28 protein-coding genes and 1 pseudogene are annotated in these 23,329 nt (G+C 64.4%); 14 read left to right on the top strand and 15 right to left on the bottom strand.

Annotated elements, in window-relative coordinates; all coding sequences use genetic code 11:
* The 7 genes and pseudogenes from glyA to AWB79_RS18585 all read left to right on the top strand — a co-directional run.
* Positions 1-315: pseudogene (glyA, locus tag AWB79_RS18555) on the top strand (serine hydroxymethyltransferase); the annotation flags it as partial.
* An 18-nt stretch (positions 316-333) separates the two neighbouring features.
* On the top strand, positions 334-816 hold the full coding sequence (gene nrdR, locus AWB79_RS18560) for a transcriptional regulator NrdR (RefSeq protein WP_061168906.1): 483 nt from the start codon (positions 334-336) through the stop codon (positions 814-816).
* A gap of 157 nt (positions 817-973) precedes the next feature.
* Complete coding sequence (locus tag AWB79_RS18565) at positions 974-1,522, top strand: GspH/FimT family pseudopilin (protein WP_061168907.1); 549 nt, start codon at positions 974-976, stop codon at positions 1,520-1,522.
* A complete protein-coding gene (locus tag AWB79_RS18570; protein WP_061168908.1) occupies positions 1,519-1,902 on the top strand; it encodes a type IV pilus modification PilV family protein in 384 nt (127 codons plus the stop codon). Before AWB79_RS18565 ends, AWB79_RS18570 begins: the two co-directional genes overlap by 4 nt.
* Positions 1,899-2,693: a PilW family protein gene (locus tag AWB79_RS18575; RefSeq protein WP_061168909.1), complete on the top strand. Its 795-nt coding sequence runs from the start codon at positions 1,899-1,901 to the stop codon at positions 2,691-2,693. The genes AWB79_RS18570 and AWB79_RS18575 overlap by 4 nt, the downstream gene beginning before the upstream one ends.
* Complete coding sequence (locus AWB79_RS18580) at positions 2,690-3,175, top strand: pilus assembly PilX family protein (RefSeq protein ID WP_061168910.1); 486 nt, start codon at positions 2,690-2,692, stop codon at positions 3,173-3,175. Before AWB79_RS18575 ends, AWB79_RS18580 begins: the two co-directional genes overlap by 4 nt.
* A gap of 9 nt (positions 3,176-3,184) precedes the next feature.
* On the top strand, positions 3,185-3,649 hold the full coding sequence (locus tag AWB79_RS18585) for a type IV pilin protein (protein WP_061168911.1): 465 nt from the start codon (positions 3,185-3,187) through the stop codon (positions 3,647-3,649).
* A gap of 10 nt (positions 3,650-3,659) precedes the next feature.
* On the opposite strand, the gene AWB79_RS18590 is transcribed toward AWB79_RS18585, so the two are convergent.
* From AWB79_RS18590 to AWB79_RS18605, 4 genes are all read right to left on the bottom strand, one after another.
* Positions 3,660-4,157, bottom strand: coding sequence for a DUF3318 domain-containing protein (locus AWB79_RS18590; protein ID WP_061168912.1), 498 nt, complete (start codon positions 4,155-4,157; stop codon positions 3,660-3,662).
* A 21-nt stretch (positions 4,158-4,178) separates the two neighbouring features.
* On the bottom strand, positions 4,179-4,559 hold the full coding sequence (locus tag AWB79_RS18595) for a phage holin family protein (RefSeq protein WP_061168913.1): 381 nt from the start codon (positions 4,557-4,559) through the stop codon (positions 4,179-4,181).
* Between the two features lie 183 nt (positions 4,560-4,742).
* Positions 4,743-5,045: an ElaB/YgaM/YqjD family protein gene (locus AWB79_RS18600; RefSeq protein ID WP_061168914.1), complete on the bottom strand. Its 303-nt coding sequence runs from the start codon at positions 5,043-5,045 to the stop codon at positions 4,743-4,745.
* 323 nt (positions 5,046-5,368) lie between these two features.
* A complete protein-coding gene (locus AWB79_RS18605; RefSeq protein WP_061168915.1) occupies positions 5,369-6,559 on the bottom strand; it encodes an acyl-CoA dehydrogenase in 1,191 nt (396 codons plus the stop codon).
* 193 nt (positions 6,560-6,752) lie between these two features.
* Between AWB79_RS18605 and AWB79_RS18610 the strand changes: the two genes are divergently transcribed.
* Positions 6,753-7,514 (top strand): IclR family transcriptional regulator, encoded by a 762-nt coding sequence (locus tag AWB79_RS18610; protein ID WP_374728553.1) that lies wholly within the window; start codon positions 6,753-6,755, stop codon positions 7,512-7,514.
* A 13-nt stretch (positions 7,515-7,527) separates the two neighbouring features.
* Here AWB79_RS18610 and kynA read toward each other — a convergent pair whose 3' ends face one another.
* Genes kynA through kynB form a run of 3 tightly spaced genes read right to left on the bottom strand, consistent with a single transcriptional unit; the run spans position 7,528 to position 10,320 of the window.
* On the bottom strand, positions 7,528-8,403 hold the full coding sequence (kynA, locus tag AWB79_RS18615) for a tryptophan 2,3-dioxygenase (RefSeq protein ID WP_061168917.1): 876 nt from the start codon (positions 8,401-8,403) through the stop codon (positions 7,528-7,530).
* A gap of 13 nt (positions 8,404-8,416) precedes the next feature.
* Positions 8,417-9,667 (bottom strand): kynureninase, encoded by a 1,251-nt coding sequence (kynU, locus tag AWB79_RS18620; RefSeq protein ID WP_061169072.1) that lies wholly within the window; start codon positions 9,665-9,667, stop codon positions 8,417-8,419.
* Positions 9,668-9,693: 26 nt separating this feature from the next.
* Positions 9,694-10,320, bottom strand: a complete 627-nt coding sequence (gene kynB / locus AWB79_RS18625) for an arylformamidase (RefSeq protein ID WP_061168918.1) — start codon at positions 10,318-10,320, stop codon at positions 9,694-9,696.
* A 134-nt stretch (positions 10,321-10,454) separates the two neighbouring features.
* On the opposite strand from kynB, the gene AWB79_RS18630 reads away from it, so the two are divergent.
* Positions 10,455-10,958 (top strand): Lrp/AsnC family transcriptional regulator, encoded by a 504-nt coding sequence (locus AWB79_RS18630; protein WP_061119413.1) that lies wholly within the window; start codon positions 10,455-10,457, stop codon positions 10,956-10,958.
* 4 nt (positions 10,959-10,962) lie between these two features.
* Here AWB79_RS18630 and AWB79_RS18635 read toward each other — a convergent pair whose 3' ends face one another.
* Positions 10,963-11,475: a flavin reductase family protein gene (locus tag AWB79_RS18635; RefSeq protein WP_061168919.1), complete on the bottom strand. Its 513-nt coding sequence runs from the start codon at positions 11,473-11,475 to the stop codon at positions 10,963-10,965.
* Between the two features lie 334 nt (positions 11,476-11,809).
* Here AWB79_RS18635 and msrA point away from each other — a divergent pair, with 334 nt between their 5' ends.
* Complete coding sequence (gene msrA / locus AWB79_RS18640) at positions 11,810-12,379, top strand: peptide-methionine (S)-S-oxide reductase MsrA (protein ID WP_061168920.1); 570 nt, start codon at positions 11,810-11,812, stop codon at positions 12,377-12,379.
* Positions 12,380-12,396: 17 nt separating this feature from the next.
* Here the strand turns inward: msrA and AWB79_RS18645 are convergent, their stop codons facing one another.
* The 3 genes from AWB79_RS18645 to pdxH form a co-directional block, all read right to left on the bottom strand.
* Positions 12,397-13,506: a DUF72 domain-containing protein gene (locus AWB79_RS18645; protein ID WP_061169073.1), complete on the bottom strand. Its 1,110-nt coding sequence runs from the start codon at positions 13,504-13,506 to the stop codon at positions 12,397-12,399.
* Positions 13,503-14,717: a class I SAM-dependent methyltransferase gene (locus AWB79_RS18650; RefSeq protein ID WP_061168921.1), complete on the bottom strand. Its 1,215-nt coding sequence runs from the start codon at positions 14,715-14,717 to the stop codon at positions 13,503-13,505. The genes AWB79_RS18645 and AWB79_RS18650 overlap by 4 nt, the downstream gene beginning before the upstream one ends.
* A gap of 81 nt (positions 14,718-14,798) precedes the next feature.
* A complete protein-coding gene (gene pdxH / locus AWB79_RS18655) occupies positions 14,799-15,440 on the bottom strand; it encodes a pyridoxamine 5'-phosphate oxidase (RefSeq protein WP_061168922.1) in 642 nt (213 codons plus the stop codon).
* Between the two features lie 284 nt (positions 15,441-15,724).
* Here pdxH and AWB79_RS18660 point away from each other — a divergent pair, with 284 nt between their 5' ends.
* Positions 15,725-16,570 carry a tRNA threonylcarbamoyladenosine dehydratase gene (locus AWB79_RS18660; protein ID WP_061168923.1) on the top strand — a complete coding sequence of 282 codons (846 nt, stop codon included), beginning with the start codon at positions 15,725-15,727 and terminating at the stop codon, positions 16,568-16,570.
* A gap of 70 nt (positions 16,571-16,640) precedes the next feature.
* Here the strand turns inward: AWB79_RS18660 and trxA are convergent, their stop codons facing one another.
* Complete coding sequence (gene trxA, locus AWB79_RS18665) at positions 16,641-17,489, bottom strand: thioredoxin (RefSeq protein WP_061168924.1); 849 nt, start codon at positions 17,487-17,489, stop codon at positions 16,641-16,643.
* 85 nt (positions 17,490-17,574) lie between these two features.
* Positions 17,575-18,474, bottom strand: coding sequence for a pirin family protein (locus AWB79_RS18670; protein WP_061169074.1), 900 nt, complete (start codon positions 18,472-18,474; stop codon positions 17,575-17,577).
* Between the two features lie 178 nt (positions 18,475-18,652).
* On the opposite strand from AWB79_RS18670, the gene AWB79_RS18675 reads away from it, so the two are divergent.
* Together AWB79_RS18675 and AWB79_RS18680 are read left to right on the top strand one after the other, a co-directional pair.
* On the top strand, positions 18,653-18,919 hold the full coding sequence (locus AWB79_RS18675) for a hypothetical protein (RefSeq protein ID WP_061168925.1): 267 nt from the start codon (positions 18,653-18,655) through the stop codon (positions 18,917-18,919).
* 167 nt (positions 18,920-19,086) lie between these two features.
* Positions 19,087-19,968: an EamA family transporter gene (locus AWB79_RS18680; protein ID WP_061168926.1), complete on the top strand. Its 882-nt coding sequence runs from the start codon at positions 19,087-19,089 to the stop codon at positions 19,966-19,968.
* An 18-nt stretch (positions 19,969-19,986) separates the two neighbouring features.
* Here the strand turns inward: AWB79_RS18680 and AWB79_RS18685 are convergent, their stop codons facing one another.
* Both AWB79_RS18685 and tsaE read right to left on the bottom strand, forming a co-directional pair.
* Positions 19,987-21,504, bottom strand: a complete 1,518-nt coding sequence (locus tag AWB79_RS18685) for an N-acetylmuramoyl-L-alanine amidase (protein ID WP_061168927.1) — start codon at positions 21,502-21,504, stop codon at positions 19,987-19,989.
* The gene (gene tsaE / locus AWB79_RS18690; RefSeq protein ID WP_061168928.1) at positions 21,486-22,049 is read right to left on the bottom strand and encodes a tRNA (adenosine(37)-N6)-threonylcarbamoyltransferase complex ATPase subunit type 1 TsaE; all 564 of its coding nucleotides are present in this window, start codon (positions 22,047-22,049) and stop codon (positions 21,486-21,488) included. The genes AWB79_RS18685 and tsaE overlap by 19 nt, the downstream gene beginning before the upstream one ends.
* A gap of 18 nt (positions 22,050-22,067) precedes the next feature.
* On the opposite strand from tsaE, the gene queG reads away from it, so the two are divergent.
* On the top strand, positions 22,068-23,327 hold the full coding sequence (gene queG / locus AWB79_RS18695; RefSeq protein WP_061168929.1) for a tRNA epoxyqueuosine(34) reductase QueG: 1,260 nt from the start codon (positions 22,068-22,070) through the stop codon (positions 23,325-23,327).
* Positions 23,328-23,329: the final 2 nt, after the last annotated feature.

Genomic DNA, 23,329 nt, shown 5'->3' on the forward strand with positions numbered 1-23,329 from the left:
ACGGAAAGCCACGTGATGCTCGTCGATCTGCGCGCCAAGAAGATCACCGGCAAAGCGGCGGAAGCGGCGCTCGGCGCGGCGCATATCACGGTCAACAAGAACGCGATCCCGAACGATCCGGAAAAGCCGTTCGTCACGAGCGGCGTGCGTCTCGGTTCGCCCGCAATGACCACGCGCGGCTTCGGCACGAAGGAAGCGGAGATCGTCGGCAATCTGATCGCCGACGTGCTCGACAATCCGGAGGATCAGGCGAACCTCGAGCGCGTGCGCGCGCAAGTGGCCGACCTGACCAAGCGCTTCCCGGTCTACCGTTAAGTCGCGAGCCGAACGCCGATGCGCTGCCCATTCTGCCGACACGAAGACACCCAGGTCGTGGATTCTCGCGTGTCGGAGGATGGCGCGGCCATCCGGCGGCGGCGGCGCTGTCCTTCCTGCGACAAGCGTTTCACCACCTACGAGCGCGTCGAGCTCGCGCTGCCTTCGGTCGTCAAGAAAGACGGCAGCCGCACCGAGTTCGACCGCCGCAAGATCGTTGCGAGCATGCAGCTTGCGCTGCGAAAGCGGCCGGTCGCCGCCGATGCGATCGATGCCGCGGCGTCCCGCATCGAATATCAATTGCTCGGCAGCGGCGAGCGCGAAGTGCAGAGCGAGCGTCTGGGCGAGCTCGTGATGAACGAGCTGCGTCAGCTCGACACCATTGCCTACGTGCGTTTCGCATCGGTCTACAAGCGTTTCGAGGACGTCTCCGAATTCGAAGACGTGCTCGAAGAATTCCGGCGTGCCGCGCCGAAGAAATCGACTTCGCGCAAGCGCTGACTTTTTCCGCATCATTCCCTCCCGACCTCCGGTCTTTCCGTTCGCTCCCGCAGTGTGCCGGGCATCGGACGGTGTGAACACTCGGCCATTCGGCTAATGGCGGCGCGCATTTCTTCTCGCTAGATTGGGCCTTTCCGCTCAACTCGATCGATAAGGCATGCCGATGATCCGCGCTTCAAGACAAGGTTTCACGCTCGTCGAACTGTGCGTGGTGCTCGCTGTAATGGCGATTCTCGCGACGTTCGCGGCGCCATCGTTTTTCGCGTGGCAGACCCGCGATCGGGTCGACGCGCGGGCGCGCTCGCTGCTCGCCACGCTGTCGCTCGCGCGCGCCGAAGCCGTGCGGCGCGGTGCGCGCGTCACGCTGTGCCGGATCGACGCATCGAGCCACTGCCTCGCCGCGGGACGCAACTGCGGCGACGGCATCACCGACTGGTCGTGCGGATGGGGCCTGTTCGTCGATCGCGACGGCGTGGCGACGCTCCTGCGCATGCAGCCGGAGATGACGTCGATCGCCATCGCGGGGGCGTCGACGGATCTCTCGTTCACGCCGCCTTCGGGCCAGGTGATCGGCGGATTCCGCAGCTTCGATTTCGCACCGCGTGGCGCGGATGCCGCGGCGAATCCGGCAGCGCGCCGCTGCGTCCGGATCGCGGCGGGCGGGCGTGCGCGCATTTCACCGGGCAGTTGCGGAGCATCGGCATGAAGCGTACGCAACGTGGAAATTCCTTGCTGGACGTGATGGTTGCGCTGTCGCTCGCGGCGGTGAGCGCGCTCGGCGTCGTCGCGGTGCAGAGCACGCTCGCGCGCCACGAGCGCATTGCGTTGTTGCGGGAGCGCGCGACGTTCATTGCGGATTCGGTCGCGGAAGGCGTGCGCAGCGACGCGGACCGCGGAGCGATCGTGTCCTTGTGGCAGTCGAGGGCGGCGCTCACGCTGCCCGCGGGCGAAGTCGCGGTGTTCGATCGCGCGGACGGCGTGCGCGTCGCCGCCGTGAGCTGGCGTGCCGAAGACCGGTCCGAGCCGTGTCCCGAGCCGCAGGCCAGGCCGCTCACGTCCTGCATCGCGGTGGCGTTCGCGCGATGAGCCGACGTTCATTCACCTCGCGCGGTCACACGTTGCTGGAGATGACGATCGCGCTCGCGCTGGGCATGTTGATCGTGGTTGCGTCGCTGTCGCTGTATCGGGCGCAACGCGCGGCGTTCGAACGCGCCGCGGATGCCGCGCGGATGCACGACTCGGCGTCGGTCGCGCTGGACCTGATCGGCCAGCAGATTCAGATGGCCGGGTTTGCGTCCGGCCATGATCCGGGCGCACGCGTCGAGGCGGCCATCTTCGGTTGCGCGCAAGGGCGCGTCGTCGGTGTGGATACATATGCATCTTGCGAAGCGCTGGCGAGCCGTTCGGACGGCGTGCAAGTGCGCTACGCCGTCGATGCCGTCTCCACATGGCCGTCTTCCAGCGGCGCGCCGACCGACTGTCTCGGTCAGGCGGCCACCGACGCGATCGTCACGAATCGCTTTTACGCGAAAACCAGCGCGTCCACAGGCGAGCCGGAGTTGTATTGCGAGGGCGGCGGCAGGCAGGCGCAGCCGCTCGTGGAAGGGATCGAACGGATTCGTGCGCAGTACCGGCTGGCGGGCTCGCCGTCGGCGCTGGATGCGTCGGCGCTGGCGCGCGAACGCTGGGCGGATGTCCACGCGGCGGAAATCTGCGTGCTCGTGCGCGGCTTCACGGCGCAGGCGAAGCGACGAACCCGCTATGTCGATTGCAACGGCTCGTCAGCTTACGCCGACGACGGCCACGCCCGTCAAGCCTTCTGGCGACGCGTCGCGATCCGGAATGCGCCGGCGACCACGAAAGGAGACGCGCAATGAAGCGACCTTCGTCATCGCGCGGCGCCACGTTGCCGATCGTCCTGATTCTCGCCGCGATGATGCTTGTCACCGCGAGCGCGTGGCTGCATACATCGCTTGTGGCCACGCGCGCGACGCTCGCCACGCGCGAGCGCGTGCAGGCGTTCCACGCGGCGGACAGTGCGCTCATGCGCTGCAGCCGAATGCTTTCTCTCGCGCTGCCGTCAATGAGCTCGTCGCTGAACGAGGAACCTTCGCGCTGGCGCCTCAAGGCATCGTTCGAAGGACCGGGCGCCGCCGCCATCGCGCCGTTCGCAGCCTGGCCGTACGCGCGACGCGCGCCGCAGTGTCTGATCGAATCGTGGGCGAGCACCTCCTTCCTCGTCACTGCGCGCGGCTTCGGCGCGACGCCGGGTTCAGAAGCATGGCTTCAGCTTCGAATCGATGTCGCCGAGGGCGCGAGCACGCAACACTGGCGGCGCGTCGTCGCGCGGCCGTTTTGAGGAAGCGACATGAGAGAGCGCAAAAGAGAAAGCGCATTCAGCTTGCTGGAGTTGATGATCGCGTTGGGCGTCGCGGCGATCATCGCGGCGTTCGCGATTCCGGGCTGGCGCGCGCACATAGCGAAGGCGCATCGGCTCGACGCCGCAGCGGCGGCGCTGCGCGCGGTCCAGTTTGTCGAAACGGCGCGTCTTGCGCAGACCTTCGAAAGCGGCGACGCCATCGCGCTGAATGCCGGCTTCGACCAGGCTCCGGCCCATGGCGCAGCGGTGTACCGCGTTGCCGTGCTTTCCGAGTCGGCGACCAACGGCGGCTACGCGATCGAAGTCACGCCGGTCGTGTCCGGCCCGATGCAGGACGACGCTTGCGGCGCGTTCGTCATGGATGCGACCGGGTTGCGCTCGAACCATGCGCCCGGCGCGAGCGCACCACTAGATAGGGCGCAGTCCGCCGCGTGCTGGGCCGGCAAGGGTTGATGCCGATGTTTCAGAACACCGTCGGATCGACGGCGTTATTGGACGTTTCGGTCGTCGTCGACTTCATTTGCTGATAGATGCGCCAGCCTTCCCAGCCGGCGAGCGCGAGACCGCCCCACTTGAGCAAGGGTTTCGCGCCGTGCAGCACCTTGGTCCTTACCGGCTTCGTGAGGATCAGCGAAGCGAGCGAGCCGATGATCGGATATTGCTTCAAGAGCACGCCGATGCTGCCCGAGCCGAGCAGCGAACCCAGCACGCCGCCGATGCCGCCCGAAGACGCGCGCCCTCTGCCCCAGCGGCGCGAGCCGCCGCCCGGCATCAGGAAACGCAGAAAACTGAAGTGCGTGACGGACGCGCGCAGATCGTACGTGGCCTGGCGCAGTTCCATGCGCTCGACGTCCGCGCGCGCAATCAGCAGTTCCTTGCGCAGCGCGCGCATTTGCGGCGTGCGCAGCTTCTGCATCTTGTCACGCCTCGGCGTCTTGAAGGTGTTGTCGTGTTGGCTCATGGCTGGATGTGGGCGCGGTTTTCAGCGGAACGTATCGCGGTCCTTGCGGAACTCGGCGAGCGTGTCGTCGAACATGTTCGGTGCGTCGCGCAGATTGTTGCGCGCCTTCAGGCCGCATACGATCGCGATCAGCGCGTACAGGGCGGTGATGCCGCCGAGCGCCTGCCACCGATACGTATCCCAGAAGAAAATGGCGATCAGCACGGTGAGTGAGATGAGCGCCATCATCGCGAGCATCATGGCGGCGAGTCCCAGGAATAGCACGCCGATGAGCCGCTCCTTCTCCTCCTGAAGCTCGATGCCGATGAGTTCAAGGCGCGTCTCGAAGATGGCGAAGGCGGAGCTCAGGATTCGTCGCAATGGTCCGGGGGACGATTGCTGCGGGGGCCGTTCTGTCGTCATGGCTTGAATGCGAGAAGCGCGATGTTGCCGCTTTTTATGTATGGTTCCGGTCGGCGGTGCAGCAGCCGGCCGGTGCGAGTGTCGAGCCGCGCGCCCGGGCAGAGCGCTCGCGGTTCAGTCCGATTTGGACCGCGACAGCGACCGAATTAGCAATCAGCGGGCCATTGGTGTAAGGACGGTTGCTTATTTGCGGTTGATCAACAGGCCGATGACCATGCCGATGCCCGCCGCGATGCCGATCGACGCCCACGGATGCTCGTGCACGTAGTCGTCGGTGGCGCGCGCGGCCTTCTTGCCCCGCTCGATGACGACGACCTGCGCGTCGGCGGCCTTTTCCTTCGCCTGCTTGAGGCGCGTGAGCGCGCTCTCGCGCAGTTCGGAAGCGCGTTCACCGGTGGCGCTAGCCGCTTGCTTCAAGAGATCTTCGGCGTCAGCGAGTACTGATTTGATATCCGACATGAATCGCTCCTTGTTGATTTCAGACATTAAAGGCTCCAATCGGTGAGGCTACGCGAATCGTAACCAAAGATGGGATCGCTGACGAGGAGGCTTATGTCCTGCAGCGCGGACTGACGCAGATTCTGTTCCAGTCGCGCGAATCCGCAGGAAATAGCCGGCCGCCTCGTCATGTGCATCGACACCGTTTGGGATTGATACGATCTGACCCGTAAAAGTTTCAGGCGGTTTATCGAAAGTTACAAGAAGCACGACAGGAAAATTCGCGCGAAACGGCATTCATTCGCGCTTCAAGCGCCCATTAAACAAAAAAGGCCGGCGAGTGCCGGCCCTTCATTGTTTGAACGGAGCTCTTAGAAAAACGCCTGAATGCCCGTTTGCGCACGGCCGAGAATGAGCGCGTGAATATCGTGCGTGCCTTCGTACGTGTTCACCACTTCGAGGTTCACGAGATGACGCGCCACGCCGAATTCATCGGAGATGCCGTTACCGCCGAGCATGTCGCGCGCGAGACGTGCGATGTCGAGCGCCTTGCCGCACGAGTTGCGCTTCATGATCGAGGTGATTTCCACTGCCGCCGTGCCCTCGTCCTTCATGCGTCCGAGGCGCAGCACGCCCTGCAGGCCGAGCGTGATTTCGGTCTGCATATCGGCGAGCTTTTTCTGAATCAGTTGGTTCGCGGCGAGCGGACGGCCGAACTGCTTGCGATCCAGCGTGTATTGCCGCGCTGTGTGCCAGCACGCTTCCGCCGCGCCGAGCGCGCCCCAGGAAATGCCGTAGCGCGCCGAATTCAGGCACGTGAACGGACCCTTCAGGCCGCGTACGTTCGGCAGGATGTTTTCTTCGGGGACGAACACTTCGTCCATCACGATTTCGCCGGTGATCGATGCGCGCAGCCCGACCTTGCCGTGAATCGCGGGCGCGGACAGCCCCTTCCAGCCTTTTTCGAGAATGAAACCGCGAATCTCGTCGCGGCCGTCTTCCTCAAGCTTCGCCCAGACGACGAACACGTCCGCGATAGGCGAGTTCGAGATCCACATCTTCGTGCCGGACAGCGAAAAGCCGTTCTGCACTTTCTTCGCGCGCGTCGTCATGCTGGCCGGATCGGAGCCGGCGTTGGGCTCGGTCAGGCCGAAGCAGCCGATCCACTCGCCGCGCGCGAGCTTCGGCAGGTACTTTTCCTTCTGGGCGTCGCTGCCGAAGGTGTTGATCGGCACCATGACGAGCGACGACTGCACCGACATCATCGAGCGATAACCCGAATCCACGCGCTCGACTTCGCGCGCGATCAGGCCGTAGCACACGTAGTTGAGGCCGGGGCCACCGTACTGCTCCGGAATGGTCGGTCCGAGCAGGCCCAGCTCGCCCATCTCGCGGAAGATCGCCGGATCGGTCTTTTCCTCGCGGAACGCCTGCATCACGCGCGGCTGCAGCTTGTCCTGCGCGTAGGCGCGCGCGGCGTCCCGCACCATGCGTTCGTCTTCGGTCAGTTGCTGGTCCAGCAGAAGCGGGTCTTCCCAATTGAAGCGGGCGGCGTCGGCCATGTTGCAGTCTCCTGATTACATCGAAAAGCGCCGGATGCCGGGCGGCTTGCTCGCAGGTCTTTCACGACACGACCGGCCGGGCGCACGGAGCGCTTGACTTGAGTTCCGCTAGGCGAAACAATGTTTTGCAAATCAGATCCGAGTCTAACACCCAATGTCAGCCGATTCCACACGAAATTCAGCGTCGATTTCAATGCGCCACGTATCGTCCGAGGACATCGACGAGCGCAAGTTCGTCGTCGCGCTCGCGCGTGGGCTCGATCTGTTGCGCGCGTTCCGTCCGGGCGAGACGCTGCTCGGCAATCGCGATTTCGTCGAGCGCACGGGCCTGGCGAAGGCCACGGTCAACCGGCTCGCCTACACGCTGACGACGCTCGGCTATCTGCGTTTCGATGAACCCGCCGGCAAATATGCGCTCGATACCGGCGTGCTCTCGCTCGGTTTCACGCTGCTCGCGGGTGCGGACACGCTGGAGCTCGCGCGCCCGCACATGCGCGAACTCGCGCGCGAGATCGGCGCGGCGGTGTCGCTCGGCTGCCGCGACGGGCTCGACATGATCTATCTGGAAACCATCCGCAGCGAGACGGCGCTGACGCTCGGCCTTGCACCCGGTTCGCGGCTGTCGATGCTGACGAGTTCGATGGGCCGCGCCTATCTCGCCGTGCAGGACACGGCGGCGCGCGAAGCGCTCCTGGATGAACTGGGCCGAAGCGAAGGCGCGGAAAAGGTCGACGCCGCGCGCCGCGCCGTCGACGATTTCACGCGCGACGGCTGCTGCTACTCGTTTCGCGAATGGCACGACGACGTCAACGCCATCGCCGCGCCGTTCCGCGATCTGCGCAATGGACGCTGGCTCGTGCTGTCGAGCAGCGGGCCCGCGTCGTCGATGGACGAGGCGTATTTCCGCGAGACGATCGGTCCGAAACTGAGGGCGCTGGCCGCGCGTCTCGCGTAGAAGCGCGTCAAGCTCAAAGCACCGTCCGGACATGCCACAGTTCCGGAAACAGCACGACATCGAGCATCTTGCGCAGATACGAAGCGCCCGCCGTGCCGCCCGTGCCGCCCTTGAAGCCGATGATGCGCTCCACCGTCGTCACATGACGGAAGCGCCATTGCCGGAACGCGTCTTCCAGATCGACGAGCTCTTCCGCCATCTCGTAAAGATCCCAGTGATGCGACGGATCGCGATACACCGCGAGCCACGCTGCCTCCACCGACGGATCGTGCGTCGTCGGCTGCGTCCAGTCGCGGTTCAGCCGCTCGGGATTGATCGCGAAGCCGCGTCGCGCGAGCAGGCGGATCACTTCGTCGTAGAAGGAGGGCGCTTCCAGCGTCTCGCGCACCTGCGCGAGAATCTCCGGCCGATGCTCATGCGGTTTCAACATCTGCGCATTCTTGTTGCCCAGCATGAACTCGATCTGCCGATACTGATGCGACTGAAACCCCGACGACTGCCCGAGATACGGGCGCATCGCGGTGTATTCGGAGGGCGTCATCGTCGCGAGGACGTTCCAAGCCTGCACGAGTTGCTCGAAAATCCGCGACACGCGCGCGAGCATCTTGAACGCGGGCGGCAGTTCATCGCGATGCACAGCCGCGAGCGCTGCGCGCAGTTCGTACAGCGCGAGCTTCATCCATAGCTCGCTCGTCTGATGCTGCACGATGAACAGCATCTCGTTGTGATCCGGCGAAAGCGGATGCTGCGCGTTCAGGATCGACTCGAGGCCCAGGTAATCGCCGTAGCTCATTGAATCGGAGAAATCGAGCTTGGCGTCGTGCCAGCCTTTTTCCGTTGCGGTTTCCGTGGCGCCGTGACCGAACGGACAGCCTTGCGTATTGCTCATGTCGACGCTCCTCTCAGGTCACCGATGCGCGCTCGGCGAATTCGGGCGCGCGCCAGCTTTCGGTGGCGAGCACGTCGCGCAGGACTTCGACGGCGTCCCACACATCGACGAAGCGCGTGTAGAGCGGGGTGAAGCCGAAGCGCAGAATGCGCGGCTCGCGATAATCGCCGATCACGCCGCGCGCGATCAGCGCCTGCATCACTTCATAGCCGTTCGGATGCTCGAAGCTCGCCTGCGAGCCGCGTCGCGCGTGCTCGCGCGGCGTCGCGAGCGACAGCGGAAATTCGCCGCAACGTTCCTCGACCAGCCTGATGAACAGATCGCTCAGCGCGAGCGACTTCTTTCTGAGCGCCTGCATGTCGGTTTGCAGGAACACGTCGAGTCCGCATTCGACCAGCGACATCGACACGATCGGCTGCGTGCCGCAAAGAAATCGGCCGATGCCGTCGTCCGGCCGATACACCGGGTTCATCTCGAACGGCTTTTTATGTCCCCACCAGCCGGAAAGCGGCTGCGAGAACGCGCTCTGATGACGCTTCGCGACCCACACGAACGCGGGCGAGCCGGGGCCGCCGTTCAGATACTTGTAGGTGCAACCAACCGCGTAATCCGCGCCGACGCCGTTCAGATCGACCGGCACCGCGCCTGCCGAATGCGCCAGATCCCACACGGCGAGCGCGCCCGCGCGATGAATCGTCTCGGTGAGCGCGGCCATGTCGTGCATGTATCCGGTGCGGTAATTGACGTGCGTGATCATCGCGATGGCGGTGTTTTCGTCGATGGCCTTCGGCAGCTCGGAAGGGTCATCGACGAGACGCAGTTCGTATCCGCGATCCAGTTGCTCGATCAAGCCCTGCGCAATATATAGATCGGTCGGAAAGTTCGAACGTTCGGAGACGATCACGCGACGTTTCGGATCGCGCTCGTTCGCGAGCTTCAGCGCAGCCGAGAGGATCTTGAAGAGATTCGCCGAGATCGTGTCCGTGACGACGACCTCGTCCTCGTGCGCTCCGATCAGGGAGGCGAGCTTGTTGCCGAGCCGCTTGGGCAGCGCGAACCAGCCGGCCGTGTTCCAGCTGCGGATCAGACCATCGCCCCATTCGGCGGCGATCACGTCGGCGGCGCGCGCGGCGGCGGCTTTGGGCGGCACGCCGAGGGAATTGCCGTCGAGATAGATCACCTCGCGGGCCAACGCGAATTGCTCGCGCAGCGCGCCGAGCGGATCGTCGCGGTCGAGTGCCGCGGTTTCGTCACGATTTTTCATCGAAAAGTCCCTATATTTGAGGATCATCAAGAGAGCGGACGCAGGACGGCGCGAACCGGGCTCGCATCGAGCGTCGAGAATTTGAGCGGCAGGGCGATCAGTTCGTAATCGCCCGGCGCGACGGCGTCGAGCACGAGGCCTTCGAGAATCGCCATGCCGTGCGCGCGGATGCGCTTGTGCGCGTCCATGGTTTTCGATTCCTGCGGATCGAGCGACGGCGTGTCGATGCCGATCAGCTTCACGCCTTTTTCGGCCAGCAAGTCGATGGTTTCGGGCGCGACCGCCGTGAAACTGGCGTCCCAGGCGTCGAGCGGCGCATGCGTGTAAGTACGAAGCAGAACGCGCGCCGGGACATCGGCGAGATGGGCGGCTACGTGCTCGGGCATCACGAGCGGCGCGGCGCCGATGCAATGCACGACGCGGCACGTACCGATGTACGTTTCGAGCGCGACCGCGCCGATCGGCTTGCCGTGTTCGTCGTAGTGAAGCGGCGCATCGGCATGAGCGCCGGTGTGCGGCGAGAGCGTGAGACGCGCGACGTTGACGGGCGACCCCGCCTCCATGCGCCACACGCGCTCGATGCCGACCGGCGTGTCGCCCGGCCAGACGGGCGTGGCGGTATCGATCGGCGGGGAAATGTCCAGAAGCGTCATGACGCGCCCTAGCAGAAAGCGTGGAGATGCGTCAAATCATAGTCGTGTCATCTCGAAAAGTGCTTGCGAAATAACCACCCAAAAGTGTCGCGCTTAGAACATAATTCGATGAAACGGGCTCAGGGGACTCAAAAATGACCGGCTTCACGCTCGATGCAACGGATTGCCGAATTCTGGCGGTACTGCAGGAAGATGGACGGATCAGTAACCTGGACCTGGCGGAGCGCATCTCGCTCTCGCCGTCGGCGTGCTTGCGCCGAATGCGTCTGCTGGAGGAGGAAGGGGTGATCGCGAGCTATCGCGCGTGCCTCGACCGCGAACGGCTCGGCATCGAACTGGAGGCGTTCGTTCACGTCTCCATGCGCAATGATCAGGAAAACTGGCACGAGAAGTTCGCCGCCGCCGTGCGCGAATGGCCGGAAGTGGTCGGCGCGTTCGTAGTCACCGGCGACACGCATTACGTGCTTCGGGTGCTCGCGCACAACCTCAAGCATTACTCCGACTTCATTCTGTCGAAGCTCTACAAGGCGCCCGGCGTGATCGACATCCGCTCGAACATCGTGCTTCAGACGATGAAGGACGACGCGGGCGTGCCGGTCGCGCTGATCGAGCAGCCGGGGCGCGCGCATACGCCCTGACGGCTTATTCGAGCGATCCCAGCGTGTGGAAACCGCCCGCCTGAAAGACGAGCGGCGAGACTTCCGCCGCGTCTTCACGCACGCCGCAACGTTCCACTTCGCCGACGAAGATCACGTGATCGCCTTCGTCGTAGCGGCTGCGGTTGTGGCATTCGAACCACGCGAGCGCGCCGTCGAGCACGGGCATGCCGGTGTCGCCGGCCGCGTGCGAGACGCCTGCGAACCGGTCGCCCTTTACCGTCGCGAAGCGTCGGCACAGTTCGAGCTGCGAGGCCGCGAGCACGTTTACCACGTAGTGGCTATTGGCGCGGAACACCGGCATCGACGCCGATTTGGTCGCGAGACTCCACAGCACGAGCGGCGGATTCAGCGACACCGAGTTGAACGAGCTCGCGGTAATGCCGATCAGCTGACCGGAATCCGTGCGGGTCGTGATGACCGTGACGCCGGTCGCAAACTGGCCGAGCGCGGCGCGAAACGCGGTCGGATCGAAATTCGGGGATTTGGCGCGTTTCATTTGGCAGATGAGCGGGCAAATGGGCGGTCGAGTGTGTCGTGTGCTACCGAGCCGGCCGCGCGTCGCGCTTCAGTCGGAAGGAACTTTTCAAAAGTCATGTAAAAGCTGCGGATTTGTTTCGATTCTAGCGGAATCGGCTGTCGATGGCCGCCGATTGACCGTACGCCGGCAGCAAGTTTTCTGCCGCCCGGGGTTCCCTGCGCGGCTTCGTCAAACCCGTTAAGCTCGATTCATCGCGTGCGCGTAACCCGGCTTCAGGTTGAAGAAGCGGCTGTGCGCATCCATATGCATGATCCGCGGCGTGGCCGCATGCACTATTGAGGAGTGGCACCTTATGACCTTACTCGACCAGCAGAACGGGCAGGCGAAGACCGAAACCGCGACGCTCGGCGGCGGATGTTTCTGGTGCACCGAAGCCGTGTTTCTCTCGGTGCAGGGCGTGGAGTCGGTCGAATCGGGCTATGCGGGCGGCAAGGTGGTGAATCCGTCTTACGAGCAGGTTTGCGAAGGCGATACCGGCCACGCGGAAGTGGTGAAGGTGGTGTTCGATCCGTCCGTGATCGGATATCGCGAGGTGCTCGAGATTTTCTTCGCGACGCACGATCCGACGCAGCTCAATCGTCAGGGCAACGATGTCGGCACGCAGTACCGGTCGGCCGTGTTCACGCATTCGGACGAGCAGCGCAAGATTGCGCTCGACGTGATCGACGAACTGCAGCGCGAAGATGTCTTCGGCGGCAAGATCGTGACGCAAGTGGTGCCGCTCGACGGCGACTACTATCCGGCTGAGGCTTATCACCAGAACTACTTCGCGCAGCATCCGAATCAGGGTTATTGCGCGGCGGTGGTCGGTCCGAAGGTCGCGAAGTTTCGCAAGAAGTTCGCACATCGGCTGAAAGCGTGATGCGCTTCTGAATCGTTCTAGGCGTTTCGCGCGCGCTCTATTTCCTCCGCGATGCCGCGTGCGAGCTCGAAGCAGGTGAGCGGCGCGGAGCCTTCCGCCTTGTTGTTCGCCGCGATCACCACCGGCTGGCCCGCGATCGCGTAACCCGCGGCCAGTTCGGCTAGCGCCTCGCGCGTGTCGCGATCTTCATCGACGATCTTGTCGAACGGCTCGTACTTCGCCTTCGCCTGTTCGTAGCGAAAGCCGCTGTGCAGGCTCCAGCGCACGACGAGCGGGCCTTTTCCTTCTTCATCCAGCACCGCGAGTGCTTTCGCCTGACGGCGCACGTCCGGCATGCGCGCGTGCACGCCGATGCAATAGCGCGCGTTCGCCTCGCGCAGTGCGCGAATGAAGCGCGGCGTGAGCATCACCGCGTCGCGGATTTCGACGGCATAGCACGCGTCGCCTTCGAGCGACGGCAGCGCCTTGAGAAATTCCGACAGCCGGTCGATGAAGCGCGCCGGCTCGACGATCATTGCATCGGGCAGCGGCGAGAACTGGAACACGAGCGCGCCCGCTTTCGCGCCGAGTCCGCCGATGCACGGCGTCACGAAGTCGTCGATGGCGATTTGCGCGTTCAGGAACGCCGGGTTGTCCGCGTCGGGCGTGCCCCGCTCGCCGCGGATGAAGGCATCGGTGACGGAAGCGGGTGCCTTCACGATGAAGCGAAAATGCTCCGGCACCTGCGAGGCGTAGCGCGCATATTCAGCGAGCGACAGCGGCGCGTAGAACGAGCGGTCGATCGACACGCTCTTCAGCAACGGATGCGCGCCGTAGGCGGTGAGGCCGTCGCGGGAGAGTTTCGCGTTCGAGTATTCGTCGCCGTAGACGATGCCGCGCCAGCCGGGAAACGACCATGTCGATGTTCCGAGATGGATCACGTCCGGCAAGCGGCTCGCCAGCGCTTCGAATTCGGGTTGAAAAGGCGCGGGGAGGATACCGCGTGGTTTGGGTTGCTTCGCTTGCTTTGGCGGCTTCGCTTGCGTGGCCGGCTTTTCGGCAGCAGCAACAGGCGCGGGCTCGCCGAAGAGATCGAATTGCTCTTCTTCAGGCTCGCCCGTTTCGAGATGCGTGAGATCGCGGCTCAGAGCGCCTTCTCGTAGATATACCGCCGCGACCACGGCAGCGTCTTCGCGCTACGCCCCGCCTTGCGGCAGATCACCTGATAGATCGACACATCGTCGTTCTCGAACGCATATGCGCAGCCCGCGAGATACACGCGCCAGATGCGGAAGTGCTCATCGTCGACGAGCTTCCTCGCGGCCTCCGCATTCTCCTCGAACCGGTTGGCCCAGACATCGAGCGTATGCGCGTAATGCCGGCGCAGGCTTTCGACGTCGACCGCCTCAAGCCCGCCGCGCTGCATGCATTCGAGCGCGAGGCTGATATGCGGCAGCTCGCCATCGGGGAACACATACTTGTCGATGAACTCGCCGCCACCGAGCGACGTCTCGCCGCTGTCGGCGTCGGAAGACGTGATGCCGTGATTCATCGCGATGCCGTCATCGACGAGCAGATCGTGGATCCTTGCGAAGTATCCCGGCAGATTCTTGCGTCCGACATGCTCGAACATGCCGACACTCGTGATGCGGTCGAACTGTCCGGGAATATCGCGATAGTCCTGCAGGCGGATTTCGACCTTGCCTTCGAGACCCGCCGCCTTCACGCGCTCGGTCGCGAGCTTGAACTGGTTCTCGGAGAGCGTGACGCCAACGCACTGCGCGCCGAACTTCTGCGCCGCGCGAATCACGAGCGCGCCCCAGCCGCAGCCGATATCAAGGAGACGATGCCCCGGCTGCACCTGAATCTTCGTGAGGATGTGGTCGATCTTCTTGAGCTGCGCGGTGTCGATGTCTTCGTCGCCGTTCTCGAAGTACGCGCAGGAGTACACCATGTTCTTGTCGAGCCAGAGCTCGTAGAACTCGTTCGACACATCGTAGTGATACTGAATGGCCTTCTTGTCCGACGTCTTCGAGTGATTGAAGTAGCGTCGCACACGGGCGAGCTTGCCCGCGCTCGTCACTGTATTCTTCGCGAGCGAATAGCTGATGTTGATGATGTCCGAGAGCTTGCCCTCGATGTCGATCTTGCCCTTCACATAGGCTTCGCCGAGATTGTCGAGACTCGGTTCGAGCAGGTAGGGCAGCGCGGTCGCGCTCTTCACGTGCAGCGTCACCTGAGGGGCGGCGAACTGGCCGAAATCGTGCTGCTGGCCGTCCCACAGCACCAGCCGCGCGGGCAGGTCGGCCCGGTCGCGCACTTCCTCAACCCACTGCGTCAGCTTCTTCTCCCAGAACATGCTTGTTTCTCCGCGCTAGATGAAATCAAGGGAAGGCTCGCGCCTCCATGTTCGTGCTGCCTGCCGCTCTCGTCGCTCCCGCTACGGCGCGAGCCGCGCGATGCGCCACGGATCGCCCGCGCTGTCGCGCGAATAGACGATGCGATCGTGCAGCCGCGACGGGCGCCCCTGCCAGAACTCGATGGTCTCCGGCACGACGCGATAACCGCCCCAGTGCGGCGGGCGCGGCGGCGCGTCGCCGTACTTCGCGATCATCTCGCGCTCGCGCGCTTCCAGCGCCTCGCGGCTTTCGAGCGGCTGACTCTGGTCGGATGCCCACGCGCCGATGCGCGAGCCGAGCGGACGCGATTCGTAGTACGTATCGCTTTCCTCGGCGCTCGTCTTTTCGACGCGGCCCTCGACGCGCACCTGGCGCTCGAGCTCGATCCAGTGGAACAGCAGACTCGCCGCGGAATTCGTGGCGAGTTCGCGGCCCTTGCGGCTTTCGTAATTGGTAAAGAAAACAAATCCGCGCTCATCGACGCCCTTGATGAGCACGATCCGCGCGGACGGACGCCCTTGCGCGTCGACGGTCGCGAGGGTCATGGCATTCGGTTCGGGCAACTTCGCATCGAGCGCTTGAGCGAACCAGGTCTGGAATTGACGCACCGGGTTCGGATCGACGTCGGCGGTATCGAGTGAATCGCGCGAATAATTTTTGCGAAGGTCTGCGAGAGTTGTCATTTTTATGCAAGCGCTACAGTCGCGTCAGTATAGCCAAGGTGAAACGATCTTGCCCTGATTACCCCGAACGCGATGTGCGCACACCGGATGCAGCAAGGGCGGCTATCACGTCGAGGGTTTCGATAAGGCAGAATACGAGATTCGCCCGCATTTTGCATGATTGACGACTCAAGTTTTTAGAATCGACAGCCGCTTGTAAGCCTTACTTGACGGGGCACAACGGGCGTTGCACTTTATTTGCTTCTGCTTCGTACGTCACTTCTCCGGCTTTATCCACTCACGACATGAACCCTTCCTCCGATACCGCGGCCACGCTCTCCGCAGACGATCTCGCCGATCGCGACCGACGCTTCGGCGGCATCGCGCGCCTGTACGGCGCACCTGCGCTCGCCGCGTTCGAGCGGGCGCATGTCGCGGTCATCGGCATTGGCGGCGTGGGCTCGTGGGTGGCGGAGGCGCTCGCGCGCAGCGCGGTCGGCAAGCTCACGTTGATCGATCTCGATAACGTCGCCGAAAGCAATACGAATCGTCAGATTCACGCGCTCGACGGCAACTATGGCAAGGCGAAAGTCACGGCCATGGCCGAGCGCATCAGACTGATCGATCCGGCTTGCGATGTGCGGCAGATCGAGGATTTCGTCGAACCCGGCAACTTCGAACAGACGCTCGGTGACGGTTTCGATTATGTGATCGATGCGATCGACAGCGTGCGTACGAAGACCGCGCTAATCGCGTGGTGTGTCGAGCGCAAGCAGGCGCTCATCACCGTGGGCGGCGCGGGCGGGCAACTCGATCCGACGCGCATCCGGATCGACGATCTCGCGCTCACGATTCAGGACCCGCTGCTGTCGAAAGTGCGCGGCCAGTTGCGCAAGCTGCACGGCTTTCCGCGCGGGCCGAAGGCGCGCTTCAAGGTGAGCGCGGTGTATTCGGACGAGCCGCTGATCTATCCGGAAGCGCCGGCGTGCGATATCAGCGAGGGCGCCGAGCACCTCGAAACGGGCGCGGGATATTCAGGACCGGTCGGGCTGAATTGCGCGGGCTTCGGATCGAGCGTGTGCGTGACGGCGAGCTTCGGCTTCGCGGCGGCGGCGCACGTGCTGCGCGAACTGGCGAAGCGCGCGGCCTGAGTCGAGCGCCCCGGAAGCAAAAACGGCCAGCTCGATGAAAGCTGGCCGTTTTGCATTTCAAACGCGGCAATCAGTTGAGCGCCGCGCTCAGCTTGCGCCGCCATTGCGACACGAGATCCGGCTGGTTCGCCGCGAGGTCGAACACCGAGAGCATGGTCTTGCGGCCGACATCGTCCATGAAGGCGCGGTCACGCACGACGATCGCGAGCAGATGCTCCAGCGCGCCCGCATAGTCGCGCCCCGCGATCAGCCGATTGGCCAGCGCGAAGCGCGCGTCGAGATCGTCGGGCTTCGCGTTGACCGCGTCGATCAGCGCGTCGGCGGGCGGCAGGTCGGCTGCAGCGTCGGCGGCGTCGAGCTCGGTCTTGAGCGCGTTGTAGCGCGCGTCGATGCCTTGCGTCGTTTTCGGCGACAGCAGCTTGTCCTCGTCCTTCGCTTCGTCGATGCGGCGCTCCGCGATCAGCCATTCGATCAGGTCCAGACGCGCGTCGTCGTAACCGGGATCGAGCGCGAGCGCGGCCTTGATCGTGTCGATGGCCAGCTTGCGGTCGCCGGCCGCCCACGCGCTATGCGCGGCGCGGCGCTCGGCGTCGGGGCCGGCGGGCACGAGCCGGTCGAGAAACTCGCGCAACTGGCCTTCCGGCAGCACGCCGATGAACTGATCGACCGGGCGGCCCTCGGCGAACGCGATCACGTGCGGAATGCTGCGCACCTGAAAGTGTCCGGCGAGTTCCTGATTCTCGTCGACATTCACCTTCACGAGCTTCCATGCGCCGCCCGCTTCGGCCTCGAGCCTTTCGAGCATTGGCCCGAGCGTCTTGCAGGGGCCGCACCACGGGGCCCAGAAATCGACCAGAACGGGCGCGAGCATCGACGCGTTGATGACGTCGTTCTCGAAGGTGGCGAGGGTCGTATCCATGCGTTTTCTCCTAATGCTTGCGGTCTATCTCGACCAGTTTGGGACGATCCACGCGATTCTCAAGCGCCTAGGCGCCGCTGCGCGCTTACGCGTCGGGCGCGCGCGTTTCGCGGCGCCCCGGCGGCAGCGGGATGAATTCGGTTTCGCCAGGCACCTGGCCCATGCGCTGCTCGGTCCACGCGGTCTTGGCGGCCTCGATTTTCTCGCGCGCGCTCGACACGAAATTCCATTCGATGAAGCGCGGCCCGTCGAGCGGTGCGCCGCCGAGCAGCATCGCGACCGCGCCGTTCGTGCTTTGCAATCTCACGTCAGCGTCTGCCGTGAGCACGGCCATCTGCTCCGCAGGCAGCGGCTCGCCGTCGATGCTCAGATCGCCGCTCACGAGATAGACACCGCGTTCCTCGTGCTCCGTATCGAGCACGATCTCGCTGCCGGGGGCGAACTGCGCCGCGACGTAGAGCGTCGGCGAGAACGTCCGCGTCGGGGCTTTCGCGCCGAACGCGCTGCCCGCGATCACGCGCAGCGTCACGCCATCGCGCTCGATCTGCGGCAGGGCGGCCGCCGCGTGGTGTTCGAACGCGGGCTCGACTTCCTCGCTCGCCACCGGCAGCGCGACCCAGGTCTGGATGCCGTGCATCGTCTGGCCGGCGGCGCGCTCTTCGTCGGGCGTGCGCTCCGAATGGACGATGCCGCGTCCGGCGGTCATCCAGTTGACGTCGCCGGGGGTGATCTTCTGCACCGAGCCGAGGCTGTCGCGATGCATGATCGCGCCTTCGAACAGATAGGTGACCGTCGCGAGCCCGATATGCGGATGCGGGCGCACGTCGAGGCCCTTGCCGGGCACGAGGGTTGCGGGACCGATGTGGTCGAAAAAAATGAAGGGTCCGACGGTGCGCGCCGCGAGCGCGGGCAGCACGCGCCGCACCATGAGGCCGCCGACGTCGTGCTGGTGTGGCTTGAGCAAATCGCGGATCGTCGATGACATGGCGGATTCCGAAGGCAGTTCGGGCGCCGGAATGGCGTCCGTGGAGCCGTCGATTCTACCGGCCGATGCCACGTGGCGCAGGCGCGCCGCCGCGCCCCTCGTTTTTGCGCCGCCGCGCTTGATCGGCGTGAATGCGGCTTCGCGCAACGTTTTGCAACGTAACCAAGGGAGTTCGAGAATGAGCAAGAACAAGTTGATGATCGCCATCACCACGGGCCTTTTCGCCGCCACCGCCGCGACGGGCGCGTTCGCGCAGACCTCGTCGGGCAATTCGTCGGCGGCGATGGGCAACGACGCCATGACCGCCGCCCCCGGCAACGCGGCGAGCGCGGCGCCCGCCAAGAAGCACAAGATGCACAAGCATTCGGGACATGCGGCGAGCAAGAAGACGCCCGCCGCCGAGACTGGCAACAACGGCGCCGCGGAAGGCGGTCAAAGCAAGTAAGCGTTCATCCCTGCGCACCACCACGCAAACCAGCGCTCGCGCCGCCCGAACGGCGCGAGCGCTTTCTTGCCCTCGTCGTAAGCCCTGCAGTATTTGACAAGCCCGCCGCGACGCGCTCGGCTACACTTTACGGCTCGCCAATAACGCAATGACACGAGGGAAAGGCGATGTCGCCAAAGGATTTGCTGATTGCAACGGTGGTCATTTTCGCGTGGGGCGTGAATTTCGTCGTCATCAAGCTGGGTCTGCATGGCGTGCCGCCTATGCTGCTCGGCGCATTGCGCTTCGCGCTCGCCGCGTTGCCGGCGTTCTTCGTCAAACGTCCGCAGGTTCCGCTGCGCTGGCTCTTCGCCTACGGCCTCACCATTTCCCTCGGGCAGTTCGCGCTGCTGTTCTACGGCATGTACGTCGGCATGCCGGCCGGGCTCGCGTCGCTCGTGCTGCAGGCGCAGGCGTTCTTCACGCTGATTTTCGCGGCGATGTTTCTGGGCGAACGCATCCGTCCGGCGAACATCTCAGGTCTGCTGATCGCGGCGTGCGGGCTCGCGCTGATCGGCATGCGTGGCGGCCAGGCGATGACCGTCACCGGCTTCCTGTTCACGCTCGCCGCCTCCGCGATGTGGGCGCTCGGTAACGTCGTCACGAAGGCGATGGGCAAGGTCGATCTGCTCTCGCTCGTCGTCTGGGGCAGCCTGATCCCGCCGTTGCCGTTCTTCGCGCTGTCGCTGGTTTTCGAAGGCCCGGCGCGCATCGAAGCGAGCCTCGCGAACATCCCGCTCGTCTCGGTGTTCGCGATCCTCTATCTCTCGTTCGTCGCGACGCTCGTCGGTTACAGCCTGTGGGGAAAGTTGCTGGCGCGCTATCCGGCGGGAAGCGTCGCGCCGTTTTCGCTGCTCGTCCCGGTAATCGGGCTCGTGTCGGCGGCGGTCGTGCTCGGCGAGGAGATGAACGCGGCGCAGGTGGCGGGCGCCGCGCTCGTCATGGCGGGACTCGTGGTGAACGTGTTCGGTGCACGGCTCGTCCGGCGCGTGCTGCCTTCCACGCGCTGAACGAAGCCGTCATGCGCCTCAGGTCATGCGGCTCTTCGCGAGCGGCGGATTCGCCGCGAAGTAGCGCTTGATGCCTTTCATGATTGCGTTGGCCATCTTGTCGCGATAGGCGTCGTCGTTGAGGCGCGCTTCCTCGTCCGGGTTGCTGATGAACGCCGTCTCCACCAGGATCGACGGAATGTCAGGTGCTTTCAGCACGGCGAACCCGGCCTGTTCGACCGAGCCCTTGTGCAGCTTGTTGATACTGCCGATCTCGTTCAGTACGAAGCTGCCGTAGCGCATCGAATCGCGGATCTGCGCCGTGGTCGACATGTCGAAGAGGGCGCGGTTCACGCTCGCGTCCTGCGACTTCACGTTGATGCCGCCGACCTGATCCGATGCGTTCTCCTTGGCCGCCATCCAGCGCGCCGCCGCGCTCGATGCGCCGTGCTCCGACAGCGCGAACACCGACGAGCCGCGCGCATCGGGCGAAGTAAACGCGTCCGCGTGAATCGACACGAACAGGTCCGCGGACACGCGCTGCGCCTTCTGCACGCGCACGTTGAGCGGCACGAAGAAGTCGGCGTCGCGGGTCATCATCGCGCGCATGTTGGGCTGGGCGTCGATCTTCGCGCGCAGCTTCTTCGCGATGTCGAGTGCGATGTGCTTCTCGTAAGTGCCCTGGCCGCCGATCGCGCCGGGATCCTCTCCGCCATGGCCCGGATCGATTGCGACGGTGAGCAGGCGCGTCGTGCCGGCGTTCTGCTTGGGCGCGGAAAACTGATATTGATCGTCGTCGTCATCTTTCTTCGCGATGACGGGCGGCGCGGGCGGCGTCGATGGCACGCGCGGCTTGACGGCGGGCTTGGGCGTCGGCGCGGCTTCAGCGGGCGCGTCGTTCTGCGCGTACTTCTGGAAGAACTCGTCGGTCGAATCCGGCGTGCCCGGTTTCTGAGCGGTGGCCGGCCCCGAAAGCGTGGCGGGCGGCGGAGCGGTCGGATTCGGATTGGCGCGGTCGAGCGCCTCCTGCTTGCGCTCGGTCTGCGCGAGCAGTTCCATCAGCGGATCGGGGGCGACGGCCGGATACAGGTCGAACACGAGCCGGTACTTGTAGCTGCCGATCGGACCCAGCGTGAACACCTGCGGCTTGACCGACCCCTTCAGGTCGAACACCATGCGCACGACATGCGGCTGATATTGCCCGATGCGCACCGACTGGATCTGTGGATCGTTCGGCGCGATCTTCGAAACGAGGTCGCGCAACGCCTGATCCAGATCGATGCCGGAGAGATCGACGACGAGCCGGTCCGGTCCCTGCAGCAACTGGTTGGCGTTCTGCAGCGGCTGATCCGATTCGATCGTGACGCGCGTGTAATCGCGCGCGGGCCACACGCGCACGCCGAGCACGCTGCTGGCATGCGCTAGCTTCGGCGCGGCGAGCGCGAGCACGAGCGTCGAGGCGCCAGCGCGCAGCACCTGGCGACGACGCCAGTTGTGCGGCGCGGTGGCGCCCGCTTCGATCGAATGGAACGGCTTGATCAACATCTTTCGAGACATGACTTTCCTGTTTCGCTAAACGCCCGCGCGGTCAGGACGCGGCCTTCTTCATTCGAATCGGCTTCGTTCGGCAACGACAGTTGGAACACGAGGTCCGGCACGCCGAGCAGGCCGCCCGCCTGCTGCGGCCACTCGACGAGGCACAACGCGCCCGCGTCGAAATATTCGCGAAAGCCGGCATCGGCCCATTCGGCCGGATCGGCGAAGCGATAGAGATCGAAGTGATAAACGTCGAGCGGACCGCTTTCGATGACGAGCGAGTACGGCTCGACGAGCGTATAAGTCGGGCTCTTCACGCGGCCGACATGGCCGAGCGCGCGCAGCGTCGCGCGCACCAGCGTGGTCTTGCCCGCGCCGAGATCTCCGATCAACTGGACTTGCAGGCCTGAAAAACGTTCAGACGATGTTGCCTTGCGCGTTTCATCGAAGGCGCGCGCGAAGCGTTCTCCGAAAGCGAGCGTCGCCGCTTCGTCGCGCAGGTCGAAGCGGCGTTCGAGAAGCGCGGCGGATGAGTCTTGCGTCGTTCGTGCGGGGCTTTCGGGCATTGCTCGTAAAATGTCGTGATGAACCGATTGCCGGAACATTCCGTTGAAATCACGACCGCGTCCAGCGACGCTGCCGCTGAGTCCGTCTCAGAGTCTCGCGCCTTCACTCACGACGAGGAGGCCGCGCTGGCTGAACTCGCGCAACGCATCAAGGCGTGGGGGCGCGAGTTGGGATTCGGTGCGGTCGGTATCAGCGATATCGACCTGACAGATGCCGAGAAAGGCTTGGCTGACTGGCTCGAAGCAGGCTATCACGGCGAAATGGATTATATGGCCAAACATGGTATGAAACGCGCGAGACCGGCCGAGCTTGTGGCCGGAACGCGACGGGTCATCACCGCGCGCATGGCTTATCTGCCGGCTCAAACGCTGGCCAAACAGGGCGATGAAAGTGTCGTGACAGCCGACGGTCAGAAGAACGACTGGCGCGCCATAGAATGGTCGCGCCTTTCGAAGCCGTCGCAGGCGATGGTCTCCATTTACGCGCGCGGCCGCGACTATCACAAGGTCATGCGCAACCGGCTGCAGCAACTTGCAGAGCGCATCGAAGGCGAAATCGGTCAGTTCGGGTATCGCGCGTTCACGGATTCCGCGCCGGTGCTGGAAGTTGCGCTCGCGCAGAAGGCGGGCAACGGGTGGCGGGGCAAACATACTTTGCTGCTCGATCGCGATGCCGGCTCGCTGTTCTTCCTCGGTGAGATTTTCGTCGATGTGCCGCTGCCCGTCGATCCGGATTCCGAGCACGACGGCGCGCATTGCGGGCAGTGCACGCGCTGCATCGGCGCGTGCCCGACAGGGGCGATCGTGGCGCCGTATCGCGTCGATGCGCGGCGCTGCATCTCGTATCTGACGATCGAGCTGCATGGCGCCATTCCCGAGGACATGCGTCCGCTGATCGGCAATCGCGTCTACGGCTGCGACGATTGTCAGCTCGTCTGTCCGTGGAACAAGTTCGCGCAGGCCGCGCCGGTCGCGGATTTCGACGTGCGGCACGGGCTGGATCGCGCGACGCTCGTCGAGTTGTTCGCGTGGAGCCCCGACGATTTCGACACGCGCATGCAGGGCAGCGCGATCCGGCGCATCGGACACGAGCGCTGGCTGCGCAACATCGCGACCGCGATGGGCAATGCGTTGCGCGCAGCTTCGCTCGATGCGGGCGAACGCCATGCCATCGTCGAAGCATTGCGAGCGCGCGCGGACGATCCGTCGGCGCTGGTGCGCGAGCATGTGCTCTGGGCGCTCAAGCAAGGAGACACGCATGAAGAACCTGCCGTTTGACG

The organism is Caballeronia hypogeia (assembly GCF_001544875.2).
GTDB classification, from domain to species: Bacteria; Pseudomonadota; Gammaproteobacteria; order Burkholderiales; family Burkholderiaceae; genus Caballeronia; species Caballeronia hypogeia.

Bases quoted from the DNA above. Each gene is read 5' to 3' on its own strand.
- AWB79_RS18610 (WP_374728553.1), top strand. From the start codon at position 6,753: ATGCGCCACGTATCGTCCGAGGACATCGACGAGCGCAAGTTCGTCGTC.
- tsaE (WP_061168928.1), bottom strand. From the start codon at position 22,049: ATGCCCGAAAGCCCCGCACGAACGACGCAAGACTCATCCGCCGCGCTT.
- AWB79_RS18595 (WP_061168913.1), bottom strand. From the start codon at position 4,559: ATGACGACAGAACGGCCCCCGCAGCAATCGTCCCCCGGACCATTGCGA.
- AWB79_RS18680 (WP_061168926.1), top strand. From the start codon at position 19,087: ATGTCGCCAAAGGATTTGCTGATTGCAACGGTGGTCATTTTCGCGTGG.
- queG (WP_061168929.1), top strand. From the start codon at position 22,068: ATGAACCGATTGCCGGAACATTCCGTTGAAATCACGACCGCGTCCAGC.
- pdxH (WP_061168922.1), bottom strand. From the start codon at position 15,440: ATGACAACTCTCGCAGACCTTCGCAAAAATTATTCGCGCGATTCACTC.
- kynA (WP_061168917.1), bottom strand. From the start codon at position 8,403: ATGAGCAATACGCAAGGCTGTCCGTTCGGTCACGGCGCCACGGAAACC.
- AWB79_RS18600 (WP_061168914.1), bottom strand. From the start codon at position 5,045: ATGTCTGAAATCAACAAGGAGCGATTCATGTCGGATATCAAATCAGTA.
- AWB79_RS18675 (WP_061168925.1), top strand. From the start codon at position 18,653: ATGAGCAAGAACAAGTTGATGATCGCCATCACCACGGGCCTTTTCGCC.
- AWB79_RS18590 (WP_061168912.1), bottom strand. From the start codon at position 4,157: ATGAGCCAACACGACAACACCTTCAAGACGCCGAGGCGTGACAAGATG.
- trxA (WP_061168924.1), bottom strand. From the start codon at position 17,489: ATGGATACGACCCTCGCCACCTTCGAGAACGACGTCATCAACGCGTCG.
- AWB79_RS18670 (WP_061169074.1), bottom strand. From the start codon at position 18,474: ATGTCATCGACGATCCGCGATTTGCTCAAGCCACACCAGCACGACGTC.
- AWB79_RS18585 (WP_061168911.1), top strand. From the start codon at position 3,185: ATGAGAGAGCGCAAAAGAGAAAGCGCATTCAGCTTGCTGGAGTTGATG.
- AWB79_RS18630 (WP_061119413.1), top strand. From the start codon at position 10,455: ATGACCGGCTTCACGCTCGATGCAACGGATTGCCGAATTCTGGCGGTA.
- AWB79_RS18605 (WP_061168915.1), bottom strand. From the start codon at position 6,559: ATGGCCGACGCCGCCCGCTTCAATTGGGAAGACCCGCTTCTGCTGGAC.
- AWB79_RS18565 (WP_061168907.1), top strand. From the start codon at position 974: ATGCCGATGATCCGCGCTTCAAGACAAGGTTTCACGCTCGTCGAACTG.
- kynB (WP_061168918.1), bottom strand. From the start codon at position 10,320: ATGACGCTTCTGGACATTTCCCCGCCGATCGATACCGCCACGCCCGTC.
- AWB79_RS18650 (WP_061168921.1), bottom strand. From the start codon at position 14,717: ATGTTCTGGGAGAAGAAGCTGACGCAGTGGGTTGAGGAAGTGCGCGAC.
- AWB79_RS18685 (WP_061168927.1), bottom strand. From the start codon at position 21,504: ATGTCTCGAAAGATGTTGATCAAGCCGTTCCATTCGATCGAAGCGGGC.
- kynU (WP_061169072.1), bottom strand. From the start codon at position 9,667: ATGAAAAATCGTGACGAAACCGCGGCACTCGACCGCGACGATCCGCTC.
- AWB79_RS18575 (WP_061168909.1), top strand. From the start codon at position 1,899: ATGAGCCGACGTTCATTCACCTCGCGCGGTCACACGTTGCTGGAGATG.
- msrA (WP_061168920.1), top strand. From the start codon at position 11,810: ATGACCTTACTCGACCAGCAGAACGGGCAGGCGAAGACCGAAACCGCG.
- nrdR (WP_061168906.1), top strand. From the start codon at position 334: ATGCGCTGCCCATTCTGCCGACACGAAGACACCCAGGTCGTGGATTCT.
- AWB79_RS18635 (WP_061168919.1), bottom strand. From the start codon at position 11,475: ATGAAACGCGCCAAATCCCCGAATTTCGATCCGACCGCGTTTCGCGCC.
- AWB79_RS18570 (WP_061168908.1), top strand. From the start codon at position 1,519: ATGAAGCGTACGCAACGTGGAAATTCCTTGCTGGACGTGATGGTTGCG.
- AWB79_RS18660 (WP_061168923.1), top strand. From the start codon at position 15,725: ATGAACCCTTCCTCCGATACCGCGGCCACGCTCTCCGCAGACGATCTC.
- AWB79_RS18580 (WP_061168910.1), top strand. From the start codon at position 2,690: ATGAAGCGACCTTCGTCATCGCGCGGCGCCACGTTGCCGATCGTCCTG.